The 22306-nt window shown below is 48.1% G+C and carries 30 protein-coding genes; all 30 read right to left on the bottom strand.

Annotation, left to right across the window (positions count from 1 at the left end; genetic code table 11):
• Nucleotides 1–204 (bottom strand): hypothetical protein (locus MDMS009_RS06345; RefSeq protein ID WP_008290359.1); only part of this gene is annotated, 204 nt, incomplete at its 3' end.
• 35 nt (nucleotides 205–239) lie between these two features.
• The gene (locus MDMS009_RS06340; RefSeq protein WP_008290170.1) at nucleotides 240–1130 is read right to left on the bottom strand and encodes a hypothetical protein; all 891 of its coding nucleotides are present in this window, start codon (nucleotides 1128–1130) and stop codon (nucleotides 240–242) included.
• A gap of 31 nt (nucleotides 1131–1161) precedes the next feature.
• A complete protein-coding gene (locus MDMS009_RS06335; protein WP_008290345.1) occupies nucleotides 1162–1923 on the bottom strand; it encodes a DNA adenine methylase in 762 nt (253 codons plus the stop codon).
• Nucleotides 1889–2083 (bottom strand): Com family DNA-binding transcriptional regulator, encoded by a 195-nt coding sequence (locus MDMS009_RS16720; protein WP_081443579.1) that lies wholly within the window; start codon nucleotides 2081–2083, stop codon nucleotides 1889–1891. The genes MDMS009_RS06335 and MDMS009_RS16720 overlap by 35 nt, the downstream gene beginning before the upstream one ends.
• A gap of 138 nt (nucleotides 2084–2221) precedes the next feature.
• Nucleotides 2222–2584 carry a hypothetical protein gene (locus tag MDMS009_RS06330; RefSeq protein WP_008290144.1) on the bottom strand — a complete coding sequence of 121 codons (363 nt, stop codon included), beginning with the start codon at nucleotides 2582–2584 and terminating at the stop codon, nucleotides 2222–2224.
• Nucleotides 2584–3105 carry a hypothetical protein gene (locus tag MDMS009_RS06325; RefSeq protein WP_008290664.1) on the bottom strand — a complete coding sequence of 174 codons (522 nt, stop codon included), beginning with the start codon at nucleotides 3103–3105 and terminating at the stop codon, nucleotides 2584–2586. Before MDMS009_RS06325 ends, MDMS009_RS06330 begins: the two co-directional genes overlap by 1 nt.
• Complete coding sequence (locus MDMS009_RS15795) at nucleotides 3105–4052, bottom strand: hypothetical protein (protein ID WP_008290149.1); 948 nt, start codon at nucleotides 4050–4052, stop codon at nucleotides 3105–3107. The genes MDMS009_RS06325 and MDMS009_RS15795 overlap by 1 nt, the downstream gene beginning before the upstream one ends.
• A gap of 2 nt (nucleotides 4053–4054) precedes the next feature.
• Nucleotides 4055–4642 (bottom strand): YmfQ family protein, encoded by a 588-nt coding sequence (locus MDMS009_RS06315; RefSeq protein WP_008290129.1) that lies wholly within the window; start codon nucleotides 4640–4642, stop codon nucleotides 4055–4057.
• Nucleotides 4633–5697, bottom strand: coding sequence for a baseplate J/gp47 family protein (locus MDMS009_RS06310; protein WP_008290140.1), 1065 nt, complete (start codon nucleotides 5695–5697; stop codon nucleotides 4633–4635). The genes MDMS009_RS06315 and MDMS009_RS06310 overlap by 10 nt, the downstream gene beginning before the upstream one ends.
• The gene (locus tag MDMS009_RS06305; RefSeq protein WP_008290120.1) at nucleotides 5687–6148 is read right to left on the bottom strand and encodes a phage GP46 family protein; all 462 of its coding nucleotides are present in this window, start codon (nucleotides 6146–6148) and stop codon (nucleotides 5687–5689) included. Before MDMS009_RS06305 ends, MDMS009_RS06310 begins: the two co-directional genes overlap by 11 nt.
• Nucleotides 6145–6696 carry a phage baseplate assembly protein V gene (locus MDMS009_RS06300; protein ID WP_008290167.1) on the bottom strand — a complete coding sequence of 184 codons (552 nt, stop codon included), beginning with the start codon at nucleotides 6694–6696 and terminating at the stop codon, nucleotides 6145–6147. The genes MDMS009_RS06305 and MDMS009_RS06300 overlap by 4 nt, the downstream gene beginning before the upstream one ends.
• A complete protein-coding gene (locus tag MDMS009_RS06295) occupies nucleotides 6696–7718 on the bottom strand; it encodes a phage baseplate assembly protein (protein ID WP_008290121.1) in 1023 nt (340 codons plus the stop codon). The genes MDMS009_RS06300 and MDMS009_RS06295 overlap by 1 nt, the downstream gene beginning before the upstream one ends.
• Nucleotides 7711–8838: a DNA circularization protein gene (locus MDMS009_RS06290; protein ID WP_008290153.1), complete on the bottom strand. Its 1128-nt coding sequence runs from the start codon at nucleotides 8836–8838 to the stop codon at nucleotides 7711–7713. The genes MDMS009_RS06295 and MDMS009_RS06290 overlap by 8 nt, the downstream gene beginning before the upstream one ends.
• Nucleotides 8838–10610: a phage tail tape measure protein gene (locus tag MDMS009_RS06285; RefSeq protein ID WP_008290161.1), complete on the bottom strand. Its 1773-nt coding sequence runs from the start codon at nucleotides 10608–10610 to the stop codon at nucleotides 8838–8840. The genes MDMS009_RS06290 and MDMS009_RS06285 overlap by 1 nt, the downstream gene beginning before the upstream one ends.
• An 81-nt stretch (nucleotides 10611–10691) precedes the next feature.
• Entirely contained in the window at nucleotides 10692–11072 is a 381-nt protein-coding gene (locus MDMS009_RS06280) for a phage tail assembly protein (protein WP_043887794.1), read from the bottom strand.
• 4 nt (nucleotides 11073–11076) lie between these two features.
• Entirely contained in the window at nucleotides 11077–11427 is a 351-nt protein-coding gene (locus MDMS009_RS06275) for a phage tail tube protein (protein ID WP_008290154.1), read from the bottom strand.
• Nucleotides 11428–11442: 15 nt separating this feature from the next.
• Nucleotides 11443–12909 carry a phage tail sheath subtilisin-like domain-containing protein gene (locus tag MDMS009_RS06270; protein ID WP_008290164.1) on the bottom strand — a complete coding sequence of 489 codons (1467 nt, stop codon included), beginning with the start codon at nucleotides 12907–12909 and terminating at the stop codon, nucleotides 11443–11445.
• Between the two features lie 2 nt (nucleotides 12910–12911).
• Complete coding sequence (locus tag MDMS009_RS06265; protein ID WP_008290139.1) at nucleotides 12912–13160, bottom strand: DUF2635 domain-containing protein; 249 nt, start codon at nucleotides 13158–13160, stop codon at nucleotides 12912–12914.
• A gap of 3 nt (nucleotides 13161–13163) precedes the next feature.
• A complete protein-coding gene (locus MDMS009_RS06260; RefSeq protein WP_008290165.1) occupies nucleotides 13164–13727 on the bottom strand; it encodes a phage protein Gp37 in 564 nt (187 codons plus the stop codon).
• Nucleotides 13724–14143 carry a gp436 family protein gene (locus MDMS009_RS06255; RefSeq protein WP_008290132.1) on the bottom strand — a complete coding sequence of 140 codons (420 nt, stop codon included), beginning with the start codon at nucleotides 14141–14143 and terminating at the stop codon, nucleotides 13724–13726. The genes MDMS009_RS06260 and MDMS009_RS06255 overlap by 4 nt, the downstream gene beginning before the upstream one ends.
• Before the next feature lie 15 nt (nucleotides 14144–14158).
• Nucleotides 14159–14581 (bottom strand): hypothetical protein, encoded by a 423-nt coding sequence (locus tag MDMS009_RS06250; protein WP_008290141.1) that lies wholly within the window; start codon nucleotides 14579–14581, stop codon nucleotides 14159–14161.
• 66 nt (nucleotides 14582–14647) lie between these two features.
• Complete coding sequence (locus MDMS009_RS06245; RefSeq protein ID WP_008290173.1) at nucleotides 14648–15718, bottom strand: Mu-like prophage major head subunit gpT family protein; 1071 nt, start codon at nucleotides 15716–15718, stop codon at nucleotides 14648–14650.
• 37 nt (nucleotides 15719–15755) lie between these two features.
• The gene (locus tag MDMS009_RS06240; protein ID WP_008290156.1) at nucleotides 15756–16157 is read right to left on the bottom strand and encodes a hypothetical protein; all 402 of its coding nucleotides are present in this window, start codon (nucleotides 16155–16157) and stop codon (nucleotides 15756–15758) included.
• Entirely contained in the window at nucleotides 16157–17251 is a 1095-nt protein-coding gene (locus tag MDMS009_RS06235; RefSeq protein WP_008290138.1) for a phage protease, read from the bottom strand. Before MDMS009_RS06235 ends, MDMS009_RS06240 begins: the two co-directional genes overlap by 1 nt.
• Nucleotides 17252–17424: 173 nt before the next feature.
• Nucleotides 17425–18003, bottom strand: coding sequence for a hypothetical protein (locus MDMS009_RS06230; RefSeq protein WP_008290118.1), 579 nt, complete (start codon nucleotides 18001–18003; stop codon nucleotides 17425–17427).
• Nucleotides 18003–18455, bottom strand: a complete 453-nt coding sequence (locus tag MDMS009_RS06225; protein ID WP_154646946.1) for a hypothetical protein — start codon at nucleotides 18453–18455, stop codon at nucleotides 18003–18005. Before MDMS009_RS06225 ends, MDMS009_RS06230 begins: the two co-directional genes overlap by 1 nt.
• 230 nt (nucleotides 18456–18685) lie before the next feature.
• Nucleotides 18686–19135, bottom strand: a complete 450-nt coding sequence (locus MDMS009_RS06220; RefSeq protein WP_008290150.1) for a phage virion morphogenesis protein — start codon at nucleotides 19133–19135, stop codon at nucleotides 18686–18688.
• Between the two features lie 96 nt (nucleotides 19136–19231).
• Nucleotides 19232–20449, bottom strand: a complete 1218-nt coding sequence (locus tag MDMS009_RS06215) for a PBECR2 nuclease fold domain-containing protein (protein ID WP_008290145.1) — start codon at nucleotides 20447–20449, stop codon at nucleotides 19232–19234.
• On the bottom strand, nucleotides 20450–20746 hold the full coding sequence (locus tag MDMS009_RS06210) for a Gp49 family protein (protein ID WP_008290712.1): 297 nt from the start codon (nucleotides 20744–20746) through the stop codon (nucleotides 20450–20452).
• Complete coding sequence (locus tag MDMS009_RS06205; RefSeq protein WP_008290130.1) at nucleotides 20739–22304, bottom strand: DUF935 domain-containing protein; 1566 nt, start codon at nucleotides 22302–22304, stop codon at nucleotides 20739–20741. The genes MDMS009_RS06210 and MDMS009_RS06205 overlap by 8 nt, the downstream gene beginning before the upstream one ends.
• Nucleotides 22305–22306: the final 2 nt, after the last annotated feature.

Here is a 22306-nt window from a genome sequence, read left to right as displayed (position 1 = left end):
TGGCGAAACTACTCCTCGCTTAACCAAACGTCTCAGCAAAATCCTAGCGACTTGGTCTGGCTTCATACCTCCAAGAGTGGTGAACTCGACCTCTGGCTTATGAGGGTCACCTAGATCACCATAAACCCGAACCACACCACCAACTTCATGGTACTCAGACTCATAGAGCTTCCCTTCGACCTCAACAGAAACAAAACCAGACATAACAAACTCCAAACTAACTATAGGTAATTAATGATCTATTTAAGCTGCTTTATATAAGAAGTAAATGCAGAAGATTCATCATAACTGCCACCTAAACGATCAAGTGGTTTTAAGTTCTCTCTAGTGAGAAACACTCTGGCAAAGAGAATGATTTGTGTGGCTTTACTGACTAAAGAGTCAACCTCTCTAACCCACTTCGCCCATTTCTCTAAATCTTGATAACTGAGCTGATTTATATCGGCATCTCTCAATTGATTGAGATTGCTTTCAAGCTGAATAACCACCAACTCTCTGATGTCGTTCTCATCATACAAAGCCTCTAAGCCAGCAATTTCAGCAACAGGACGTTCAACATAATGAGGCCTTTCAAGGGTTACATTTTGAGCAGCCTCAATAGCTTCAACCTCTTGCACAGTAGCTTTCACGGTAATTATAAGTTGATTACTCCGTGTCTTGATCATGCTAGACAAGGCTTTAGATATGGTAGGAAATTTATTCTGTTTAAACGGGCTAAGTTTAGAATTAGCCCAATTGGCACCTTTTTCCTGAGCCTTTAGTTCCGAAACCTGTTGTTGAACAGAATCAATATCAAACTCTCTTAATGTGGCACGGTTTTCAGATTCAGTAACAAAACGGTCGAAGCGTTTCGATAGAGTGTTGAATTCAACACCGAAGTAACTGGCACCACATAACTGGCCGATGTTAGTGGTATAGCCATCTTCAGTTGAGACAATATAGCCTTTGTTATGAGGCGAATGACAAGTTGATAAACCACAACGAATTTTTTCAGTAAAAGTATAATTACCTAGAATCTCCTTTAATTTATGGTCTGATGGATCGAGGTTTTCCTCAAAACCAGCTAAGTCTTGAATATCTCCCCATGAATCAACACGGATTAAGCCTTTCTCGGTATTTAGTGTAATCATCGCTTAAGAATGTGACTCCATTTGTTAATTATCACCAATTCCATATTAGCAGCTCACGGGATGCTTTTTTATTGTGATTTCCACCTACCGTGTAATTGATATTTAAAGGCTTATTTGAGAGGCCTTTAAAGACCTTTTTAATAGTGTCGTGGTCGTTGATGCTGATGAGCATTTTGCCTTGGATAGTTTGGGCCAGTTCTGCCATGGTTTCGTATTGTTCTAAACCAAAGTCTTGACCGTAACCTGCGGTTTCATAGTACGGTGGATCCAGATAGAACAGTGTGCCTGGTCGATCATATTTCTGAATGCAGCGCTGCCAGTCTAGGTTCTCGACGTTGGTTCTGGCCAGGCGAAGGTGAGCGGCGCTCAGATCCTCCTCGATGCGGAGTAGATTGAGCCGTGGCGGACTGGTAGTGGCGGTGCCATAGCTCTGGCCGTCGACCTTGCCACCGAAGGCAAGCTTTTGCAGATAGTAGAACCTGGCTGCACGCTGGATATCGGTGAGCGTTTCGGGTGTTTTGGCTTTTTCCCATTCAAACAGTTGTCTGCTGGATAAGGCCCACTTGAACTGCCGGACGAATTCTTCAAGGTGGTGCTGAACAACCCGGTAAAGGTTGGTCAGCTCACCATTGATGTCATTAAGCACTTCGACTTTGGATGGTTCCTTTTTGTAAAAGAGCGCTGCGCCACCAGCAAAGACTTCGACGTAGCATTGATGTTCCGGAAACAGGGGCAGGATGTCTTTTGCGAGTCGGGTTTTACCGCCCATCCACGGGATAATTGGTTTGGCCATGTTTTTCCTCTATTGGTCTGGCACTCGCTGGTGCTGGATTAAGAGGCTCAATGGCCTTCAGGTTGTTGAGTGTCTTACATCGCGGACACTTGATTTCGATTTGTACGTATTCAGCTTTAGCCAGTAACCGGCTGCAGCCACCACATCTAACTTCTTTCATGTGAGCCTCTATCTGTTTGTGCTAGGCTGGCCCGGCTGCGTCGACGCGGCGGGATGGCCTTGGTTGGCTCACAGGGTATGTGCCTGTGGGTTGACGGCTCGGCAGTGTTGGCGCACTGCCGAGTCGCTGTCTCTTCCTTTACTTCAGTATTTGGTCTAGCGATTTGTATTGGCCATCTTCAAAATGAAAACGGCCAAAGAAGCGAACCAGACCATAGAACCCAACAGCTTCTATAGCTGCTGGCAATTGTAATGACCAATGCAGCCGCTTGACATCTCGCAGCATGGCTTTAAAAAAGCCTCGGTCAGCTGAGAGACGATCCTTATCACCACCACCACGTTGGTAGTTAAAATCGTGATGACGGCAACTCGCCTCGAAGAACCAGCCAAATAACAGCTTAGCAACTGGTTCGGGTAGCCAGTCAGGGCCACAGCCATTTCCAAAACTGATTTTTTGTTCCGGTGTCAGGTCTGACCAGGATATTTTTGATTGCTTAGGCATTAGCTGTAATCCACAACAATCGCGTCAATATCAGCTTGAATCACATCCGGCTGCTGCTCATCTTCGTGCTGTGTTTGAAGTGCATAGAGCAAGTCTTCATAGTCCTGCTTTTTTCCAATAGCTGGGCCAGCCACACTTTTATAATTGGACGCATTGCTAATGATTCGTCCGACTAGGGTTGCTTTATCAACGCTGGCTCTCTCTGCAACAATGAAGTCAATCAGTGGCGTCGGCGCGGCATTGTCCGACTGCCAAGCTATTGCTTCTGGCTCTTGCGTTGGGAAGCTAGCAATTTCTTCAGCCGTATAAAGACTCGTGACTGGAGCCATGGCTAGTTTGAATTTCTGAACAATCTCAGAATGCTTATTAGCAAGCCGATCATCGATTATTAGTTTTGAATCTATGACAGATTGAATTTCTGACTCATCAATTTCAGTCATGCCAGACTTAATTAAATGATCTTGTGAGCCATCGGATTCAAATGCAAAGACATTATTATTTTCGTCTTTAAAATATTTCATTATCTAAGCTCCCACCAAACATCAAATCCCGAAAGAACTCCAGCTCCGGCTTGATATGTGCTACCGTTCGGAATAATCAAATTAACGTATTGTTCATCAGAATCACCTGCGATAGTGCAGATAACTTCACCGTCAACAAGGAAATTACGAGGCCCACTGCCAGCGCTTAGAACTATCGCCAGTTGAATAGATCTACCAGTAGTGTTTGTATAAGTAACACCCTCTGAACGACTGACAAAAACGTCTTGCCAGACCTGCCCCTCGCCAATAGCCATCGTTTTGATTTTGGCATCAAGCTTGTCGGGGCTGATAATACTCTCAGTCGTATCGGTTCCCGTATTCCATGTCGTCTGATCCTGAATAGGCGTACCGGCAATCGGGTCAATATCAACAAACATCACGGTGGCTGATTTAGCCAGACCGACGACCACCTTTTCGGATGGCGCAGTTGCAGTAATTTCCCCCTCCGTACTGCCAGACAGATAATACTTGTCACCCACCGTCAGGCCGGAGAACAGCGCCGAACGACCAAACGCTTCGACCAGGCTGTTGGTGACATCCGCAAAGCCGACCATCTTCTGTTTGTCGGTACCGTCGGCAATGGCACGGTCATAGCGGCTGTTGGCAGTGTCCCAGTACACGGCATCGCCATCGGCTACTGATGGACCAAAGGTGACATCTTCCAGCCGTACAACGTGGTTGGTGGCTGAGACCAGCTTGACGATGGCTTTCTGCAGCAGGTTTAAATCACCATCATCAGGTGTGAGGCCTGCATTAGTGATGACGTTGCGTAGTGACTCGCCCATTTTGTAGAACCAATGCGCGCCGGGCCATGTCGCTGGTGTACCGGATGTAGGATCACCATTTGTTGGATAACCAACTGACGGTACTGCTGGGGCATCAGGAGGTGATGCTGAAGCATCCGCTTCATAATTACGTGGTTCCATTATTATCCTCCGTAGGAAAAAATGAGTGTGGTGTGATCGGGTTTTAATCTATGGAGTGTGCATTCGAGGCGCTTATTGCCCCATGATGCTAATGGCTCATCGACGCGGCCATTCACTCTCCAATAGCTAATCGTTTCTTCAGGCGCATTGACCTGCCATGCAAACTGCCAAGACTGCCCATAAAGCGGTTTATTGACTCGGTCTGCGACTGTCCAGCGCGAAAACTCGGTGATAGTGACTTGATAGCCAATCGATTCTGCAATGGCTATAAAATACGGGATGCTTTGCCCCCCTTTATTGGTCACTTTGGCGTATAGGCTAGCCAGTCGCTGCTGAAGGGTTTGCACGTCATCTACGCACGGATCGGGCAGCGCGTAAGCGGCTTCCCACTCATTAAGCATTTCATAGGTGGTACGCGGGTCTGCTTCGTCTAACAGGTCATCTTCACGGGCGTGAAGGATGGCAAGCTCTTCAGCGGTTGATTCGAACAAGCCGATAAAGTCAGGATCGTGTTGCAGATCGTCCCAAAGCAGGCCGCGAGGCATTAAGGCCATCAGCATAGTGAGGTATTGCTGGGTTTTTATTGCCATGTGATATCACCTGGCACGAGAATTTGGCCTAGCGTTAGCGTGACGTCTTCTGTCGGGCTAACTAAAACATGATCGGTCTCACCAGCAGCGATACTAATCGCTTCTCGGATATGGCTGACTTTGATAGTGCCTTTGCCATTACCATCTTCTGGAATCGCTTCTCGCGAAAGTAAGTCGGCTATTTCGGATTCAACGGCTGCTTTGACAACCGTGGTATTCGGTGTCAACGCGATAGTTAAATCTAAAGCGACAGGGATGGGGGCAACAACATAGATCCCGGCTGTAACAGGGTGCTGTTCAAAAATATAGTCATACACCGCTTCCACTTCAGTCGCATCAGGGATGATGCTGTCATCGTTATCTCTCACGAAACGAACGGTGACAGTGCCTTCACCCATCTCACCCGGATATTGCCATGCACGGGTAACACCTGGCACTTGTTTTGACCATCTAATGTAGTCATGTGCCGCGCCACCTTGAGCCGGTTGCTGGATGTTTTCGATATGACGTTGACGCCAACTTTCAAGCTGCTCGATGTCGGTACCATTGTTAATACCGTCTGCGTCAACGATGGCTTGGCCATTAATACCGGCAAGGGTATCGACAAAGGTTAAGGCAACGCCAGCGATGGCATTGGCTTCAGCGCCTGGCAAAACGGCTGTGACTGAAATAACGGCTTCACCACCGACAATAGTGACTTCATCATCGACTGTGTATTCAACCGCATCAGCACGTTTTAGAGTTTTACCGGCTTCGATAACAGCGCCATTGGTGCCGGTGACTTCACATTGGCCGATCGCGTATTCGAATGGGTTTCGCTCGGTGCCTTCAATTGATGCGAGACGACCAAAGTGCGCTTCATCGGCGCTATCAGGCAATAACTGCTTCGCTTTATAGGCTTGATAGCCATACATCTCATGCATGCCACCCGCCATGACCGTGGCAAAGATATTAAACGGTGAACGGCGCAGACGTGGCTGACCATCGGTTCTGCTATCAATATTCGCCGTTAAACGGGCATGTAATTCTGCCAATGAAGGACGTTTAAACGCCATTGAAAGCCTCCCAGGCATAATTGAAATTTAAAAGCTGGCCGTCTGCTGTTTCGATGTCGATATCTAAGGCTAACCATTCAGCGCGTGGGTAACTGGCTGTGACTTGCACGGAATCAACCACTTCATCATCAATGAGATGCTGCAAGGCTTCATCGGCATAGTCTTCAGCGGCTTTTCGCACAGGCTCGGTTTGCTTTTCACGTTGTAACAACCAAAGCCGTGAGCCGATCAAGTCACCAGAAACAGACGCCAAGGCATCGCCCCACCAGCCACGTTTATCATTGGTGCCATCGGGGATGACGTCATCTGAGTCGGCTTGTCTGTCAGTGAAAAGCGCCACGATGACGGCTGTTTCCAGTATCGCGACGTAGGTAATTTTTAATGGATCGGTTTCCAGCACAAAGCGTGGACGACCATTTTTATTCACCATTTTGATAACAAAATCCATCATGGTGTCATACTCTGATTAGGGTTACTGGTGGTGCCGCCACTATCGCCATTATGATTGTGGCCGTTATAAGTAGAACGCATGCTCGCCATGGTCAGACCATCGCTATCGACGTGATCGATAATGTCGCCGGTGACGTTCAGTTGGCCTTCGATACGAAAAACCGGCACTTTGGCCGTGATTTGTGTGTTGGCAATCAACTCCATCAGGCCACCCTGCTTGAGGTGAACGAGTTGTCCTTGACTATCGTAGAGTGCAACTTCGCCCGGCTTGAGACTGACTTGACGATAGCGCTTATCATCCATCTTGATGCAAACATAGCCATTGGTTTTACCGCCAATAGCCGCGACGACACCTTTTGCTCCGGGTAGTGGCACGGATGTTATGCCGTAATCTTGAATGCGAGGCACCTCAATCACCTCACCAGATAAGGTTTCGATCTGCACCATTTGAATCGGTGGTGCGTCATTGACTTTAAGCAAGGCACCGACACGTAGCATTTGTTGCAGGCCACGTTTTAATGGTGACAGTAATTTCTGTAAGCGACGCATTACCAGACACCGCCTTCATCGTTTGGCTCTGGCAGGGCTTGTAGTTCAAACGCTTCAGGCAAACCAAGGATCAGCTCAGCGCGCAGCCCTTTATCATCAACTATATAGGTGATGCCTACGATCAATAGGTCACGATTGACATTCAGGTAGTGGTCTTTCACTGCGATAAGGCAATTGGGTTCGATCAATTCATCGTCTAAATACCAGCTCAGCATCGTGTAATTAAATGTCTGAGCTTTCGCTGCAGAAATATTTCTATGCCATGTGGCTCTGGCTTTGCAGCCAGCGGCATCTAAGGCATCTTCAGCTAGAATAATTTTAGGTCGATGACGAGTAACGGCTTTATCTGCCACGGTAGCTGACACCGATACCGTATCTATCCAGGCACTGCTGGTTTGGCCTTTAACCGTGTAGTGACTAAAGCGTTCGCGTGATGAGCGTTTACGACTACCGGCTTTAATGTTGACACCGGTTTCTAAACTGCCTTTCAGGCGTCGGGTTCCGGAACGTGTGATTTTTAGGCCACCCAAACCATCAGACACTAGCAGTACTGCTCTGATTTTAGCGACGGTATCGAGCACTTCAAAGGTGCTTTCACCTTCATCTGATTTCATTGTGGCAAACGGTTTGCTGGTATCAACCGTTGAGGACACCGGAATACCGTATGGCTCACAGAGTACTGACGCACCCTCTAATTGGTTACGACCAGCCCACTGAAACGATGGCGCGCTACAATCAACCAGGTCACCGGTTGCATCACGCCCTGCTACTTGAATGCCATTAGTGCTGTCATCATAGCTATGATCAACTTCATCAATATAGCCAGTGATGACCGTGTGATCATCAATCGTCACCTTGCAGGAATCGCCATCGTTAATAGGGCGTGGCGCGCTGTTTTCAGACCATTTATCAGTCAGCTTGAGATTAAACTCATTCGCAATTTGAACAATTGAACGATTGATCCGAACCTCTTCCCAGCCATACCAGTCCAGACCATTCACTTTCAAGGCGACATCATGCATCCAACACCTCCAAAGTCTGACCACCGGGTACAAATCCGGGGTGACCGATGTTATTGCGAGAGACGATATCGGTTGCACGATCAGCGTCTTGGTAGAGCTGATGCGCAATCACTAATGAGGGCAATGTCGCTTGTGGTGTATAGCGACGAACTTGCTTGAGGTTGGCGGCACGTTCTGTCAGGTCTTGAACCATGGAAGCCCGTAAATCTTGCAGTGCGATATAGGTCTCATCGTCTGCCGCTTGCATTTGCTCATCTAATACCTCAGACAGTTCATCACGTGCGGCAATCGCATCTTGAGCCGAGTCATAATCACGGGTACTAGCCACTCTGGCCGCTTCAATTTGTGATGATTGTTGTACCAGGTTAATGATTGCCTGCTGATTTGAGGCTTGCTGAACACGACTTGGCGTGGTGGTTGGCACGGCGGCTGATTCGCTACCAAAGCTGAACAGTTTACGAAACTGAGTCATGGCAGAAAGACTGCCGACACTGCCAATCACCTGCCCCGCTAAGGCATCGGGCAAACCAACAAAATCGGCAATGGTGGCATCGATAACACCTAATCCGGAAAAGCGTGACTCGATATCGGATAAGACGGTTTTCGCCTGTTCTTTCACCCAACCTGGAAAGCCGGTAACGCTGTATGCCGATGTAAATTGTTGCTTCACTACAGCTTGTGCGTTTTTGGCCGCTGCATTGACGCGTTGTTGCGTGTCAACTTTTGATGTTGGCTTGGCGCGTGACTCAGCTTTGTAAAAAGTCAGAGTAAATCGGGCAATACCACCTTCTTTATTGGTTTCACGCAAACTGCTGGGGCCAGCCTGCACACGGACACGTCCGAGGTAACGATGAACTAAGGTGCCAGAGCCTTTTTTGTTTAAAGCCTCAATCAGTTTGTCACGCTGCTGCCTGTAATCTTCACCCACTACAAAAGCAGGAAAGGAGTACACAGCATCTTTGCCGCCTAAGTCTTCGGCATAGGCATCATCTTTAAAGGGATAATCATGCAACTGGACACGGCGACCAAATTCGAGCGTATGGTCATCAACATAAAACTCAACGCCACGGAATGAGGATTGTTGAAGTTGCTCGCGCCATGTCAATACTTGTTCGGCCATTACAGATTCCCCACTGTAGGGCCAGTATCGACATTAATATCCATGTCATCGCTTTGGATATTTTTGACCTGGACACGCTTATCGGTGACTTCAATTTGCAGTTGGCTGCGTTTTTCCGCACTTAATGCGGCCTGAGCATTATCATTACCAAACAAAGCCAAGGCTTTAGCAATCGAACGGCCTAATGCGTCAGCAAACTCAGTGCCTTCTAATGCATTATCATAAATAACCTTACCGGCTCCGTAACCTGCCAAACCAGCAGCGCCAACTGCTAAACCAGCAGTACCCATCGCTCCGGCACCCATCGCTGCTATTGTTTTCATATTTGGCGCTGCTCTAAGCATTTGCCTACGATTAGGTTTTTTTACTTTTGGTTTCTTTTTTGGATCCATACCCGTTGGATCCATGCCGCCGCGCATATTGACAACATAAACAGGCGTTACCCCATCCATCCCGCCTAGTGCACCACCCATGGCGGATTTAGCTTTGCTGCCTTTAACAAAGTCGGAGATACCCTTGCCACCTTTATAGAGTTTCCTCGCTAGGATAGCTGTGCCACCGACTGCAACCAGACCTGCTGCACCTTTGATGAGCATATCCAGTGTTTCTTTATCAATGTCATTGATCGTGTCCGCCAATGATTGAATGTAGGTAGTCAGGTTTGAGTCAGCAAATTGTTGCCAGGCAGTGTAGAGGTTTCGCATAGCGCCTGCGGCATCATTTGCTGCTCTGGTCGAGTCTTCTAATGTGGTGGTGCCATCAGCGTGGACATTCATGAATTTATCTAAGCTTTCCAGCCCACCAGTGCGCTGGAACTCGGCAGTGGAAGAATTGAATGCACGCATGGCTTCTGCATCAAACACGGTGCTTAACAGTGTTTTTTTGCCTTGTGTTTTTTTGATAATGTCGACCATGATTTCATTGATTGGTCGCAACACTTCTTCGCCACGACTTAAAGCTTCAGCATCAAATATTTTGATGCCGCCGCTTTTGAGCATGTCTATTTTCTTAGCATCACTCAGTGTCCGCATTAAGGCTTCAAAAGCCGTCGCTGCCATCTCTGATGAGCCGGTACCCTGACGGATAACCTGCAATGCCGCACCCATCTCACGAATAGCAGGAATACCTTGCCGCCCCATCGAGGTGTAAGCGGTGACAACACGAGGGCCTAATGCCGCAATATTTTGCAAGGTGAACGCGCCTTCTTTACCTTGCACATTGAGTGTGTCGAGTGCCGTAAGCACGTCTTTTTCCAAGACGATGCCCATTTTCTGGAACTCACCTAGCACTTCACCAATCGATGTGCCTTCTGCACCGGTTGCCTGGATGGCTAAACCAATGTTGCGGATATTGGCTTCAGCAAAGTCCAGGTCACCGGTTTTCTCGACAATAGATTCAATCGCGCTGGTGATTTGACTTGGGTCAACTCTGATGTCGGGTGATTGTGCCGTTTCATAGATTTTCTTTTTCAGTTCATCGATTGCTTCAGCACCGATATTGGCTTGAATGCCTAGCCGAGTGAAGCGACGCTCAAGCGAGACTAAAAACTTGGCTGTTCCGGCACCAGCGGCACCGGTCAATAGTGCGGTGTAACGATTGCCTAACTTATCAAGCCCGTTACCAAAGCTGCTGACACTTCTACGCAACACGCCCATTTGACGTTGGCCTGTTTTGCTAAAGCGTTTCCAACGGTCTTCATTAACACGCATCTGGCGGCCGAAGTTACCTCCGGCGTTGATGTTGATGCTGGTTGTTAAGTCGTTTTGGCTCATCGTTTCATTAGCTGCGTATAAAAGAGTCTTAAAGGTCTATTTAATGTGTAGTTAAGAGGCGTCTGGCTGTACTGGCTGAACTTAATCGTCTGCCAGTTCAGGTTCTCCGCCAGACGCATCATGCTTCCCCCGCTGCATGACAGACTCCAGCACTGCCTGGTCTAATCGTTCTGCATGAAACTGAAGCAGCTCAAAATCTTCACGGTGAAATTTACGCAGGTCATCAATATCAACAATGCCGTCATAATCACCAATAGATTCAATCTGCTTCGCCAAGGTATGAAGCCCCATCAATGTCGGACTGACAGCAAACACATAGCCATCATCTGATGCCGTGACACGTTCAGACGCTAGCCCCGCATCAATGATGTCTCCAGGGGTTAACTCTCGCAGCAAGACTGTAGTGTGGGTTTTATCGCCCATTTTGACGCCGTGTTCGAGTGAAATTGTTATCGTGGCCATGCGTTTATACCTTCTCCGCCATATCGCCTGACATCTCGACATCCGCACTGGTCATGCCATGCTCAATCACATTCACAGTGAAGGCGTTACGCATTAAATAACGTTGGCCGGTATCAGTGATAAACGTGACGGTTTTGTTTTTCCACTTATTCACCTCTGTCACGTCAACCGTTGACGTGAGCAGGATTTTAAACTTCAGGTTCGGTGGTGAATCTGATTCGGTGAAATAGGTTTTGCCACCATGGCTCGACGGTTCTCTTGAAACACCACCCGGATCTAACGTGGCTTCGTTTTCTGACTCAATAACACCGCCGTCAATTCTGACTTTTACTTTTCCTGTGACTTGTTCGCTCATTGCTTACTCCTAAATTTAACGACGATATTCAGTGTGCACAGCCGTGACACGTAGGTTATTGATGAGTTTTGGTGAGTCATACATATCCAGACGGTCTGGATCGTCATCATGAATTTCAGCGATGATTGTGGCTTTATAACCTTCATAATCCTGGCACCAGCCGCGATCCATAAAGACGGTATACAAGGCTAAAAACTCATCTTCCATGGCATTAGGCGTCACCACCGCCTGACCGGCTGGAATATCAAAATCATCATCCGCCAGCTTGTGACGCGGGAATTTTTGAGACACCATTGCCCGTTGCTCAAAGCGGATGCGTTCTAATGTTTCTGCCGTGTTGATGTTGAGATAACTGTCATCAGCAAAGCCGGACGCATTGGTTTGATACATACTGATTTGACGTTCAATTCGTACCAATCCACCACGATCAACACTGTAAGTAGCAATACCATCGAACAGCAGCTGATTACGCTCGGTACCATCCCAACGCAGTTCTTTTTTCGGTGGCTTAATACCAGGCAATGCCAGCGTTCTTAGCTGACGTGCCGGGTCAATTTGCAAGGAAGCGGCAGCGACAACACAATTGACGCCAGCCCATAGATAAGGCGGAGTCGGTGAGTCATTGGTACCCATGCAGGTGACGTGTGGGCCATTTCGTCCACTGCCAAAAGTCCCGGTTTCTGAGTGGGTGCCTTTAAACGCAGTAAATGCCCGAAAGCCGATGGCACGCATTGGCCCCCAGCGACTTTCTGCTTCGGCTTCTAGCACCACTAAGTTGGCTGTATCGGTATAAGGCACTGCAAGCCAGTTGTACCATTCATCACCAATAGCAGTGAACACATCAGTAAGATCAGGATTACCGGTACCGCCAGACATGGCCACAAAGGTGAGGCCGACACCATCAGGCAAGGCTTCATCGTAGAAATTGAGTCGCATATCAATATCGTTGCCGGTTTCACCTTTCCACTTACAAGTGATATCGACCTCAGTCGACTCTGCACCATTAACTTCGGCTGTTACCGGTAAGGTCGTCTCTGCCGTAATGGCTGCAACGATAGCGCTGGCAATATCTTCATCCGTGTCAGCAGCGTCAACACCAATGAGTAAGCGATAGCCTGCGATGTAAAGAAAGACTGTGCCTCCTCGCGTGGCCGGGCCAGTAACGGTGATTGACCCGGTTGCTTGTTCACCGCCTGATGCATCATCTAAAGCCAAGAACCACTTTTCAGTAAACTGATCGGCATTGATTTGTGCCTTGCCCATTTCAGCCAACATAGAGCCTCGACCAAAATACGCTTCCAATTCTTCAGGGCTATTGGCACGAACTGCTTGCCCCGCTGGAATCGTGCCGGTTGACAGTCGCTGACCGATAACCAGCATTTTAAAATCAATATTGGCATTACCTGCCAACCGATTACTGAACTCAATGGCTGTAAACGGTAGACGTAATTTTTCAGGAATCGTATCAAAAGAAATAGCCATGCTTATGCATCCTTATCAGTTGAATCTGTGGGTTTGGCAGCAACGGCTTTTTTGGCATCCGTTTTAGCCTTGGCCAACGCTTTTTTAATGTCGGCGTCACTGGTTAGCTCAATCGCATCACCGTCTTTTATCCGCTTCAGGTAATACACTTCACGTGGCACGTATTCACCGTGCTGATTTAACAGACCGCCGCGTAGCTTTCGCACATTGACAGCCTGCTTGGCGGGTTTGATAAAAATTCGGTCTGGCATGGTTTATTGCTCCAATGTTATGTGGTCAATAGCGTCGGGTTCGTCGTCGCCGTCGACCAATGAATGTTCAGCATGAAAGGTGACAAAATCAGCCAACGTTGATGGGTCAAAGTCATTAGGAAATGGCATATTTGGCAACTCAAAAGTGACGGCATACATCGTGGCTTTGAAGCTTTGCTCCAGCTGCATTGAAAACAGATTCCTGACATTCTTCAGCGCCAGTGAACCGACCCCTGCAATCGTCGATTCATGCAGCTTAGGAATCAGTGCCGCTAAAATGTCATAAGCACCAATGGTGGTTGTGTCACCTCGACGCCGGGCGCTGTGGTTACCAACGTGACGGGTGATGACATACACATCAAAACGGCCATTGAGGCTACCGCGTGAGTTGCCTTGACCACCGAGAAACGTGGTGTAAACGCCCGGCGTTCTGTTTGAGGCAACCAACTGTTTCAGTACTGCCAAGTTCAACGCGCTGGGTAACACTTCAGCAGCGCTTAATGTATTGCCAAATAACGCCTGTGCTTTTTCAATGATGTGATCTTCAACGGTGCTAATGCTGTTCATATAAAGCTCTTATCTTTACGGTTAAAGACATTGCCACCGGTGTTGATTTTCACTGTGTTTTGGCTGAGAGGTTTGGCACCTTCTGTACTGATACCAATGCTCAATTCGCCACGGGCGATGCTTTTGAGTGACTTGACTGCTTCGTTGTACCGGTCTTTTACTTCATCGGGCGCTAGATTTTCGTACAAGTAATAGCGTGTAATTTCGCAAGCAATACGCACCAATGACCTTGGCAGCGGGTCAATCGGCAGGCTGTAACGGCCACCCAGATAACCATCAATCATGCTGTCTGAGTCGGCAATGGCTAAATTAATGACGTCCGTGTCCAGCTGACCCGTGTTTTGCTTATCCGTAAGCTGGATCAGTTCATCCTCTCCATATCGGGTGACCAGGTCTTGTTGTGTGCAGTAAGGCATCGTTGAGATATCCGCTTATAGCTCGACAACGCTGAACATCGGATCGGCTTCCAGGATGGCGACCTCTTCTTCGCTCAGCTCGACATCATCACTGCCTGACCAGGCACGACCTAAACGACGAAACCCATCCCGCATCACGGTCACACGGTAGTGTGGTAAAGCGTTCTGTTTGGTGCTTGGTTTAGAATCAGGGTCACTGTCGGTTGTAGTGGTTGTTGTGGTTGTGCTGTTTTTGTCTGAGTCACCGCCACCCCCATTATCATCAGCTTCTGAATTCGTTTTAGACTGAGCCTGCTTTTCGTCCTGAATGACTTTCCAGGCTTCATCACGCTCTTTGGCTGTAATGCTGTCCAGACCATCAAACTTTTTCAGTTCTTCGACGGTAGGCTTTTTGTCGAATGCCTTCTCACGTAGCAGTTGTAGTAAGTTTTCCATCATGCGTTCCTTATCTTGGTTATCAGGGCGGAAAACCGCCCTGATAAAGTTGTCTTAAAGGCTGATTAACTACGCGCCGCCGGTGGAACCGACAGACAGTTGCCAGAAGCCATACACGCCAGTCGCTCGCGCTTCGGCACCAAACTTGTATTCACGCTTATTGAATACATCATCGTTTTCCATATCCGTCTGGCTGACGAAGACAGGCTTCTTACGCATCTGGATAATGAAAGGCTTCACAGCGTTGCGGGTGTGGTGGAGGAACCAGACAGTATCAGACGTTAACCCCGGATTGACTTCAATTTTGGCTGTGCCTTTGTAGGGGTTCGGGCTGTCATCGTCGAGCTTGTCGGCTTCGACCAATTTACGTGCGACAGCTTCCAAAGCCGGTGGCACTTCGAGCAAGTCGGGTACCAGACGCAATGGCATGCCTTCGTCATCGGTGAACTTCATCATTGCAGTACGTGCCGCACCGTAAGACGCCGCTGCAGCCGCTGATGTTGCCGCGCTCAATGCCACTGTCAGTTTGTTCGATACCGAATCTTCATTCACTTCATGATCGGTGTCATAGAAGTACTGACCATCAAGACCTTCATTAATAAAGGCGTTGTTTTTCAGATCGTCCAAGATGATGTCGTGCAGTTCACCCGCTGAGTCACCCGCCATATTGGCTTGGGTGTTGTAGATACCCAAGGTGTCATCTTCGATATCGTTACGATCAACCGCGATGGTCGTTTCCCAATCTTCATTGGTGGCAGTGTATTTACCGGCTTTCAAGGCTTTGACATGCTTTTCACCCACCCATTTACGCATTTTCGGGAAACGTTCTAACCAGGCGTAGTCTTCGGTCTTGGTGCTAGACATGACCTCCATCGCAGTCAGTTGCCAGTTACTGGTTCGGGCTTTGAGTGCGTTATGGAAGACGGTTTTCAGGCCAATAAAAATATCTTGAATAGCCTGTTTGTTAATGATGATGCCGCCAAACGCCAGCATTGGCATTGCATCACCCATCATGGCCGTATTCAATGAGGCAGGGCCGGTCATTAGGCTGGCTGGCAATGACCAGTCAGCCGCCATCGCGGAGGTCATCATTACGAGAGCGCCGACGATGGCCATCGGCAAGAGAATCAGTTTTTTCATGGTGTCATCCTTATTAATTAGCTAAACCAGTGAAGTCTTAGTCGAATTTGACCCAGACGCCGTCAACATCAACGTCGACAATCTTGCCTGCAGCACTACGGGAGCCGGTGTCGTCAGTGTTAGCCACTGTCTGGTCATCGACGATGTAAGCGGTGGCTTCGATATCGGTGCGGTCAATCGAGCCATCGTTTGCAAACAAGAACGTGCCTTTGCGTACATCAATGGCTTTATCACCGGCAGAGCCAGCACCGTTATCAACGTGCTGGTCTGCACGGCCTACGGCTTTCAAACCGGTTGCCGTTGAACCAGCCTCAGCATTGCCAGATGAATCAAGCACAACAATAGAGCCAGCAAAGATGACACTTGATGCCGCCACTGGATGGTTGTGAACTTCACCTAACCGTTGCGGGGTATTACGGTCTTTGGTTAATGCGGCCATTACTTATCTCCTTTGAGTGATTTGGCGTATTCGGCTGGCTCGACACCCAATTGCGTACAAACCGCCAACTGCGCATCAGACAGAACGGGGTTGCCGTCGTCATCGACTTGCTGTGTGGTGGTTTGTTTACCTGTCAGGGCGGCAATGGGGGCGGCTGATTTAAGGTAGGACTTCAGCACATCAACCGGCTGGTCTTTAGCCCACAGCTCCATGGCGGGAGTGAGCTTGCCATCTGCTTTGGCTGCGGCAATCATGGCGTCCTTGTCATTGCCATCCAGGCGCGCTGTCAGAGCAGCAATTTCTTCGCCTTGCTCTTTAATAACAGCCATAGCGGTGTCGGGGGTAGCCGCAGTGGCAGCAGCAACAGCTTCATCAGCGCTATCGGCTTTTTTCTTTAGCTCACCGAGAGCATTGCTAACCGCTGTCAGCGCAGCAAGCCCTGAAGTGTCTTTCAGCTCCAATGTGGTTGCCATGTTGGTAACCTGCTTATTCATAGCAGTCAGAGCTGCAGTCACCGCTGATTCATCGGCATCAGCTGCAAGGCCAAATAATTGGCGTAACAGCTTTAAAGTCTCCTCGTTCATAGAAGCGTCCTCTTGTTTTGGTTGCGGGAGAAGGGAAGCCGCTGCCAATACATCATCCATTCCATCAATGGCTGGGTTATTGGTTAACGCGACATGAAGTAAATCCAAGACATGACCTGTTTTGGGGTCATAGGTGAAAACGGGTGAAATATATTTATATTCTTTGTTGGTGATGAAGCCGTTGGCTTTTGGTGTCCATTCAGGACTAGACAACATGAGACCTTTATCAGGCACCCAACTCAACGCGGCAGGCTTACCCCAACCGGCAGCGGGTGCAGGCTGACCATTTTTAGCAGCCAACAAAGTTTGGTGTTCGTAATCGAAAACGATGTCGTTCTTGCGTGATTGAACGCGATTAATAAGTGCAGCTGCAGAAACATCATCAAGATACCAAGGGCCACTCCCTGCCATCGCACCGCGAGGGGCATCGAACTTGCCAGCAGGAAATAACTGGACGGCACCATCAGTGCCGACCAGTAGTGAGCAGATTGCAAGCGCTACGTTATGCATAGCGACCTTGAGGGAATGATGTCATGGCGAGTCTCCTGTTCGTCGTTTATTTCAAGAACAGGTGCCACTCTACGAATGCGGGGCAAAAAAAATGCCCTGAAACAGTTCAGGGCATTAAATATTTGTTGTTATTGAAGATACCGTCTACGCATAAAAACGGCAACAATCAGAAGTTAAGATGCAACCGCTTGACCTATGCAATTAGCTTCAGCATCCAGCATTGTCCATTTACTACGTACACTTTTTGACGTGACAGCATTATCAATCTTGCGATTTTTTAGAATTAGGAGCAATGCCGTCATATATAGTACCGCCCTTAAAAAGAGTGAACCTCTGACAATGTGATAAAAGACAGTAAGGTGCATTTCTTTTTGGGCTTTTAATATCAGTTTCTTTTGATGCTCTGACTCTGTTTTTAAGAAAGCATCCTCCCAACGCTCTTGATAACGTTTTAACTGAGGACTATTTTTAATATCATTCCGGCCCAAAAATAACGTCAGGATAAAATGCATCGCACTTAACTGATGGGTGTATCTAATCACCCCATTCAAAGTCGTGCGTGTAATGCAATACAATTCATTATCAAAATCAATTTCTCCCGCTTCAGCGGCATTGAATAATTGATCACGTATATCAAAAAGGCGCTGACGAGTAGAGTCGTTCAAATAGCTTCTATACTCAACAAACCAGGCGTACCAAATCCCAATAAATAACGCGATCAGTAATATTGAATCATTCAATTGTGAATCCATCACACATCCTCCGGTCTTGTTTCGCCTCTTGGCGTTAAGTCACTAGATGTTCTCTTACTGTCCACTTCTTTTTCATACATCTCTTTATATGGTTGATAGCGTTCAACCACATTTTTTCTATGTCTTGACTGACCTCTACCATATAAAATCCCGAACACACCAAAGAGACCACCGAGCAAGCCAACTAGATAACTACTCTCTTCAGCTGACTTTTCATCCTTGTTAATTTCAGCGTGGATTTTCGCGTTAATGCCAATATCAGCTTTTGTTGTTTTACCAGCCCATGAAATTGCAACTGGCGATAAAAGATATAGCCCTAAAACCAATGCTGACCCAGCAATAAACCACCTTATAGTTTTTGACCACTCAGCAGCTCGCATTGTTGCGATACTTCCCCGAAGCGATGCATTTTCAACGAGTAAGTCTGTTCTTGATTGATATTTGTCTGCCATCAGGCACAAAAAAACCCGACACCAATCAAACCATCAGCATCAGGGTTACTCCCTATTAGTAGTTATCCATAATAAGGCATATTGTCACAGTTTTACATATCCAAGCAATAGCAACACTATTAAAGACCGCTTAACCCCGTTTAAATTCCCGCACAATCGTTTAATACTTTTATATTCCAATACTGACCGCACATCAACAGTTAAAACAGCTTAGAACGGCACACAGAGATTCAACGTAGTGCATCTTGAAAGTGTTCGTAAAGGGTATCAATTATCATTTGTTCATCGTCTTCTGACACACCCAAGTAGGGCCTGGCGGGAATACCTCGGTCTTCATCACCGAACTGATGGGTCGCGCCCTGGATAAGGTTGGTACCCATTTCCATACTCTGGCTGCTGGTGTTATAGGCTAGCGTGTCACGCATGAATCCTTCTAGCACCAGCACCTTGTCGGCGTTTTTCTTTTTACGTGCCTGATATTTCGGATCGAGTGGCTCCCATGGGTTACTTTCAGGATCGACTTGCTGATCCCATCGATCATGGGTGCTGTTAAGTAAACCTTCACCGATATCGATAAAGGCGGGTTCCAAGTCTTCACCGGCATCGACCAGGGCGCGTAGCCGGGCGGCGATGGCTTTATCCGGGAAGCTATAGTCGATACTGATTGATGCGCCTGCCATTATTCACCTATACTATGTTTATCGGTTGCGATGCTGGCGCGTACGCCCATAGCATCAAAAACCCGCCAACCTGGTGCGTCAGGAAAAGTGGCCCCATCATTCTTCATCCCCATACACCAGATACCCCTTACGCTGACTGTTCAGGTAATTACGGCGTGATGTCGGGATAAACGTCCAGCTTTCCAGTAACCCCTTTCTCACATTGGCCACCGCGACCAGGTACCGGCCTTTACCGATATCGTAGGCTTTGACAATGCGAGAGCGCAGCACCACTTTGCCAGTGCCGTTGTGTTGCTGGAACGATAACCAGACTTCATAAGGATTGGTCAGCAAGTCGTCCAGTAACGGCAGGAACTCAGCACGGGCGGGATCAATATGTTCTGATAATGCCTTGCTGTTGAGCAGAAACGGTAAGCCTCCGGGGGTGTAGAGTTTCTCTTCACCCACTTGTTTTTGCAGCTGCTCATATACTTCTGCTTTTTTATTTAAGCGTGATCCCAACTTCACCGGCGACTTGGTGAAAGGTATCTGTTGTTCTCTGCCAGCTTCAGCCCAGCCTTGTGGTGTGAGCGTTGTCCACTGAGTGCGTGTTTTTGTGTATTGCGCCATCACATCATCAGCCAGCTGCTCACCAAAAGCGGCTCTGCCTGGATTATAGGCGAAGCCCGGATCAACACCTTTGGGTACGCTTACGGTACGAGGCGACGGGCCTCGGACACCGACCACTTTATCTTCCAGTTCTACTGCAGGAGCGTTATCCGGGCCAGTTTTACCGAGCTTATCCATATCGCGTTTGCTGAGTGTTCTGACCCGACACTTGCAACCCCAGCCGTTCTGGGGGTAATGGGTCTGCCAGAATGGGTCGTCGGCATCAAGGATTAATCCGTCCCAGGCTACATGCTCTGGCCGTGGATGCTCGACAGCATCATTGTGTATGTACTGCCAGAATGGTCGAGTGTGTTTGACTTGCTGCATCTGGGCATATCGACCAGCGTTATGGCTTTGATACAGATTGGTCTCGTAGATAACCCGGCTGCGCCAGTTGCGACCACCGTTATAGCCCCAGCCGTGCTTGCTGACTATCTGATCAAAGTCTTTGCGAAAGTCCTTCAGGCTCATGCCTTCAGTAATCACTTTGTCCATTGATGAACGAAAATCGTTAAGCAGGTCTTCTTTCATCGCCCCGGCAATGACAAAGGCACGGGCATGCTGGCCCTCATAGATATCTGTCCAGGATGCCGTCGGCAGGTTCAGCTTGTCACGAAACGCATCAACCGCTTTATTGAAAGGCATGGAGCCGTAATTGATGTTCATTTAGCCAGCTTCATGCAATTTTTGCTTCAGCAGATAACCTTCCAGTTGCCAGATTTTATTTTTGGCATTCTCATAGGCTATCTTCTCACCTATTTCAGCGTCGAAGTTTTCTGGACTAGCGCAAGCTGATTCACCTGTTACAGTAAAGCCATTTTGTAAAGTTAAGCAGCAGACAGTTAATTGGCTTCCTTCAAATACGTGATACTGCTCTGACTTGATTACAGCCTGAAGCATATCTGGAGTTAACCTTGGAGCGTTAAGTTCTTTCTTTTGAATTTCATTTTCTATTTCAGTCATTTTCAGACACCTCATAACGCCCAGCCAGCTCAGCGGTGGCCAGCGCCATTTGAATCACGTCAGCAAGTTCTTCCGGGTCAAGAAAACCGAATGCTTCGACCAGGCGATCCTGAAAGTCTTCTAGCGTGCCACCGTTATCATCCACTTCCTCTAATAAGGATTTAATACGGTTATAAAGGTCGTCTAACGGTGACTGTGCTTGTGTTGCCAGTTGATTCACAACACCATCTAACTCTGTTTCATTATCACCGGCTTTGGCTGCAGCGGTAGCGGCGGCATTCGGGCGTGCAGCATCATTTTGTTCAGGGGTGTTAGTTGGAACCGGTTCATAGCCTTCACCATAGATCTCCGTCAGTTTTTCTTGGTTAAGCCGGTAGCCCATATCGAACAAAAGCTTATCGCGTTCGGCGCGTTCGTTAAGTTCTTCACCTTCCTCAGAGATGAACTTGATACGTGGGCCACGGCGTGGATCGGCACCGGGAATATTGAGTGCAACCATTGGCCAAAGTAGGTCACGGTTTAAGGTGCCAGCAATTTGCCGCACGTCACTGACCAGCAGATCATGACGCACTTCATTATGGATATCACCCAGGTTAGAACCCAGACCGGTATTTTGTGCCGTACTGGTTAAGGTGCCACCGAGAATCGCTTTAGACTGAACCGACTCGCACCAGTTGATCATAAACTGGTATGGGTCGCTGGCTCCCTTGGCGGCCTCTTTAAAATCGACATCCATACCATCGGGCATGATGCCTGCAGCACTGTGGCCGATACCAATGACGGCGCGAAGCAAGGTATTTTTTTCTTCATCACTGGCACCGCTGGGGTAAGTGCCGAGTCGCATTGGTATGCCATAGACTTCCAGAAACTCGGCCAGATCCCGAATGCTGTAGTTTTTAAACAGGTATGGCCATGCGAGGATACGATGCAAACCGCCACGGGCAATGCTGCCAGACTTGGCTTTATGAACATGCGTTACCCAGCCAAACGGCCACAATTCATCACCTCTGCCACCACTGTTACGCAGCAGAATCTTTTTGCGATCATTTTCATCGATGGTAAATAGGCGTGCTGATTGATGCTCTAGCGTTGGTAACAGCGTTTTACCCAGCTTATGCCAACCGAGTTCCAGCATCGAATAGCCTTTGCCAATCGCATCACCGATATCGAAAAGGTGATCTTCGAAGTCTTCCATGTCAAGCAGCCACTCTTTGACCTCTTCGGCAAGCGCTTCTTCTTTTTTATCGGCATTACGCGGTGCGACCACATCCCAATCGACACCCATCAACGCCCGTTTTCGCTTACTCATTTCCGCAAAGACATGGGCATCTTTTTCTTCCATATCTTCAAACAGGTCGGCCTGTTCGACCAGATTGCCTTGTTCAGCTGCTTGCAGAATGCTGGCTAACTTGCGTGGTGTTAAACCACCTGAAGGATGGTTCTCAAACTCTTTACTGATAAAGCCGAGCTTGGATGTTTGCTCTTCACTCAGTGCTTCTCGCACCTGTACTGGCTTACCAGCGGCATCTACGATTTGACTTGTTCTTACTTGTTCCATTG

The organism is Methylophaga thiooxydans DMS010 (assembly GCF_000156355.1).
Classification (GTDB): Bacteria; Pseudomonadota; Gammaproteobacteria; order Nitrosococcales; family Methylophagaceae; genus Methylophaga; species Methylophaga thiooxydans.
This window is presented reverse-complemented; position numbering and strand designations above follow the sequence as displayed.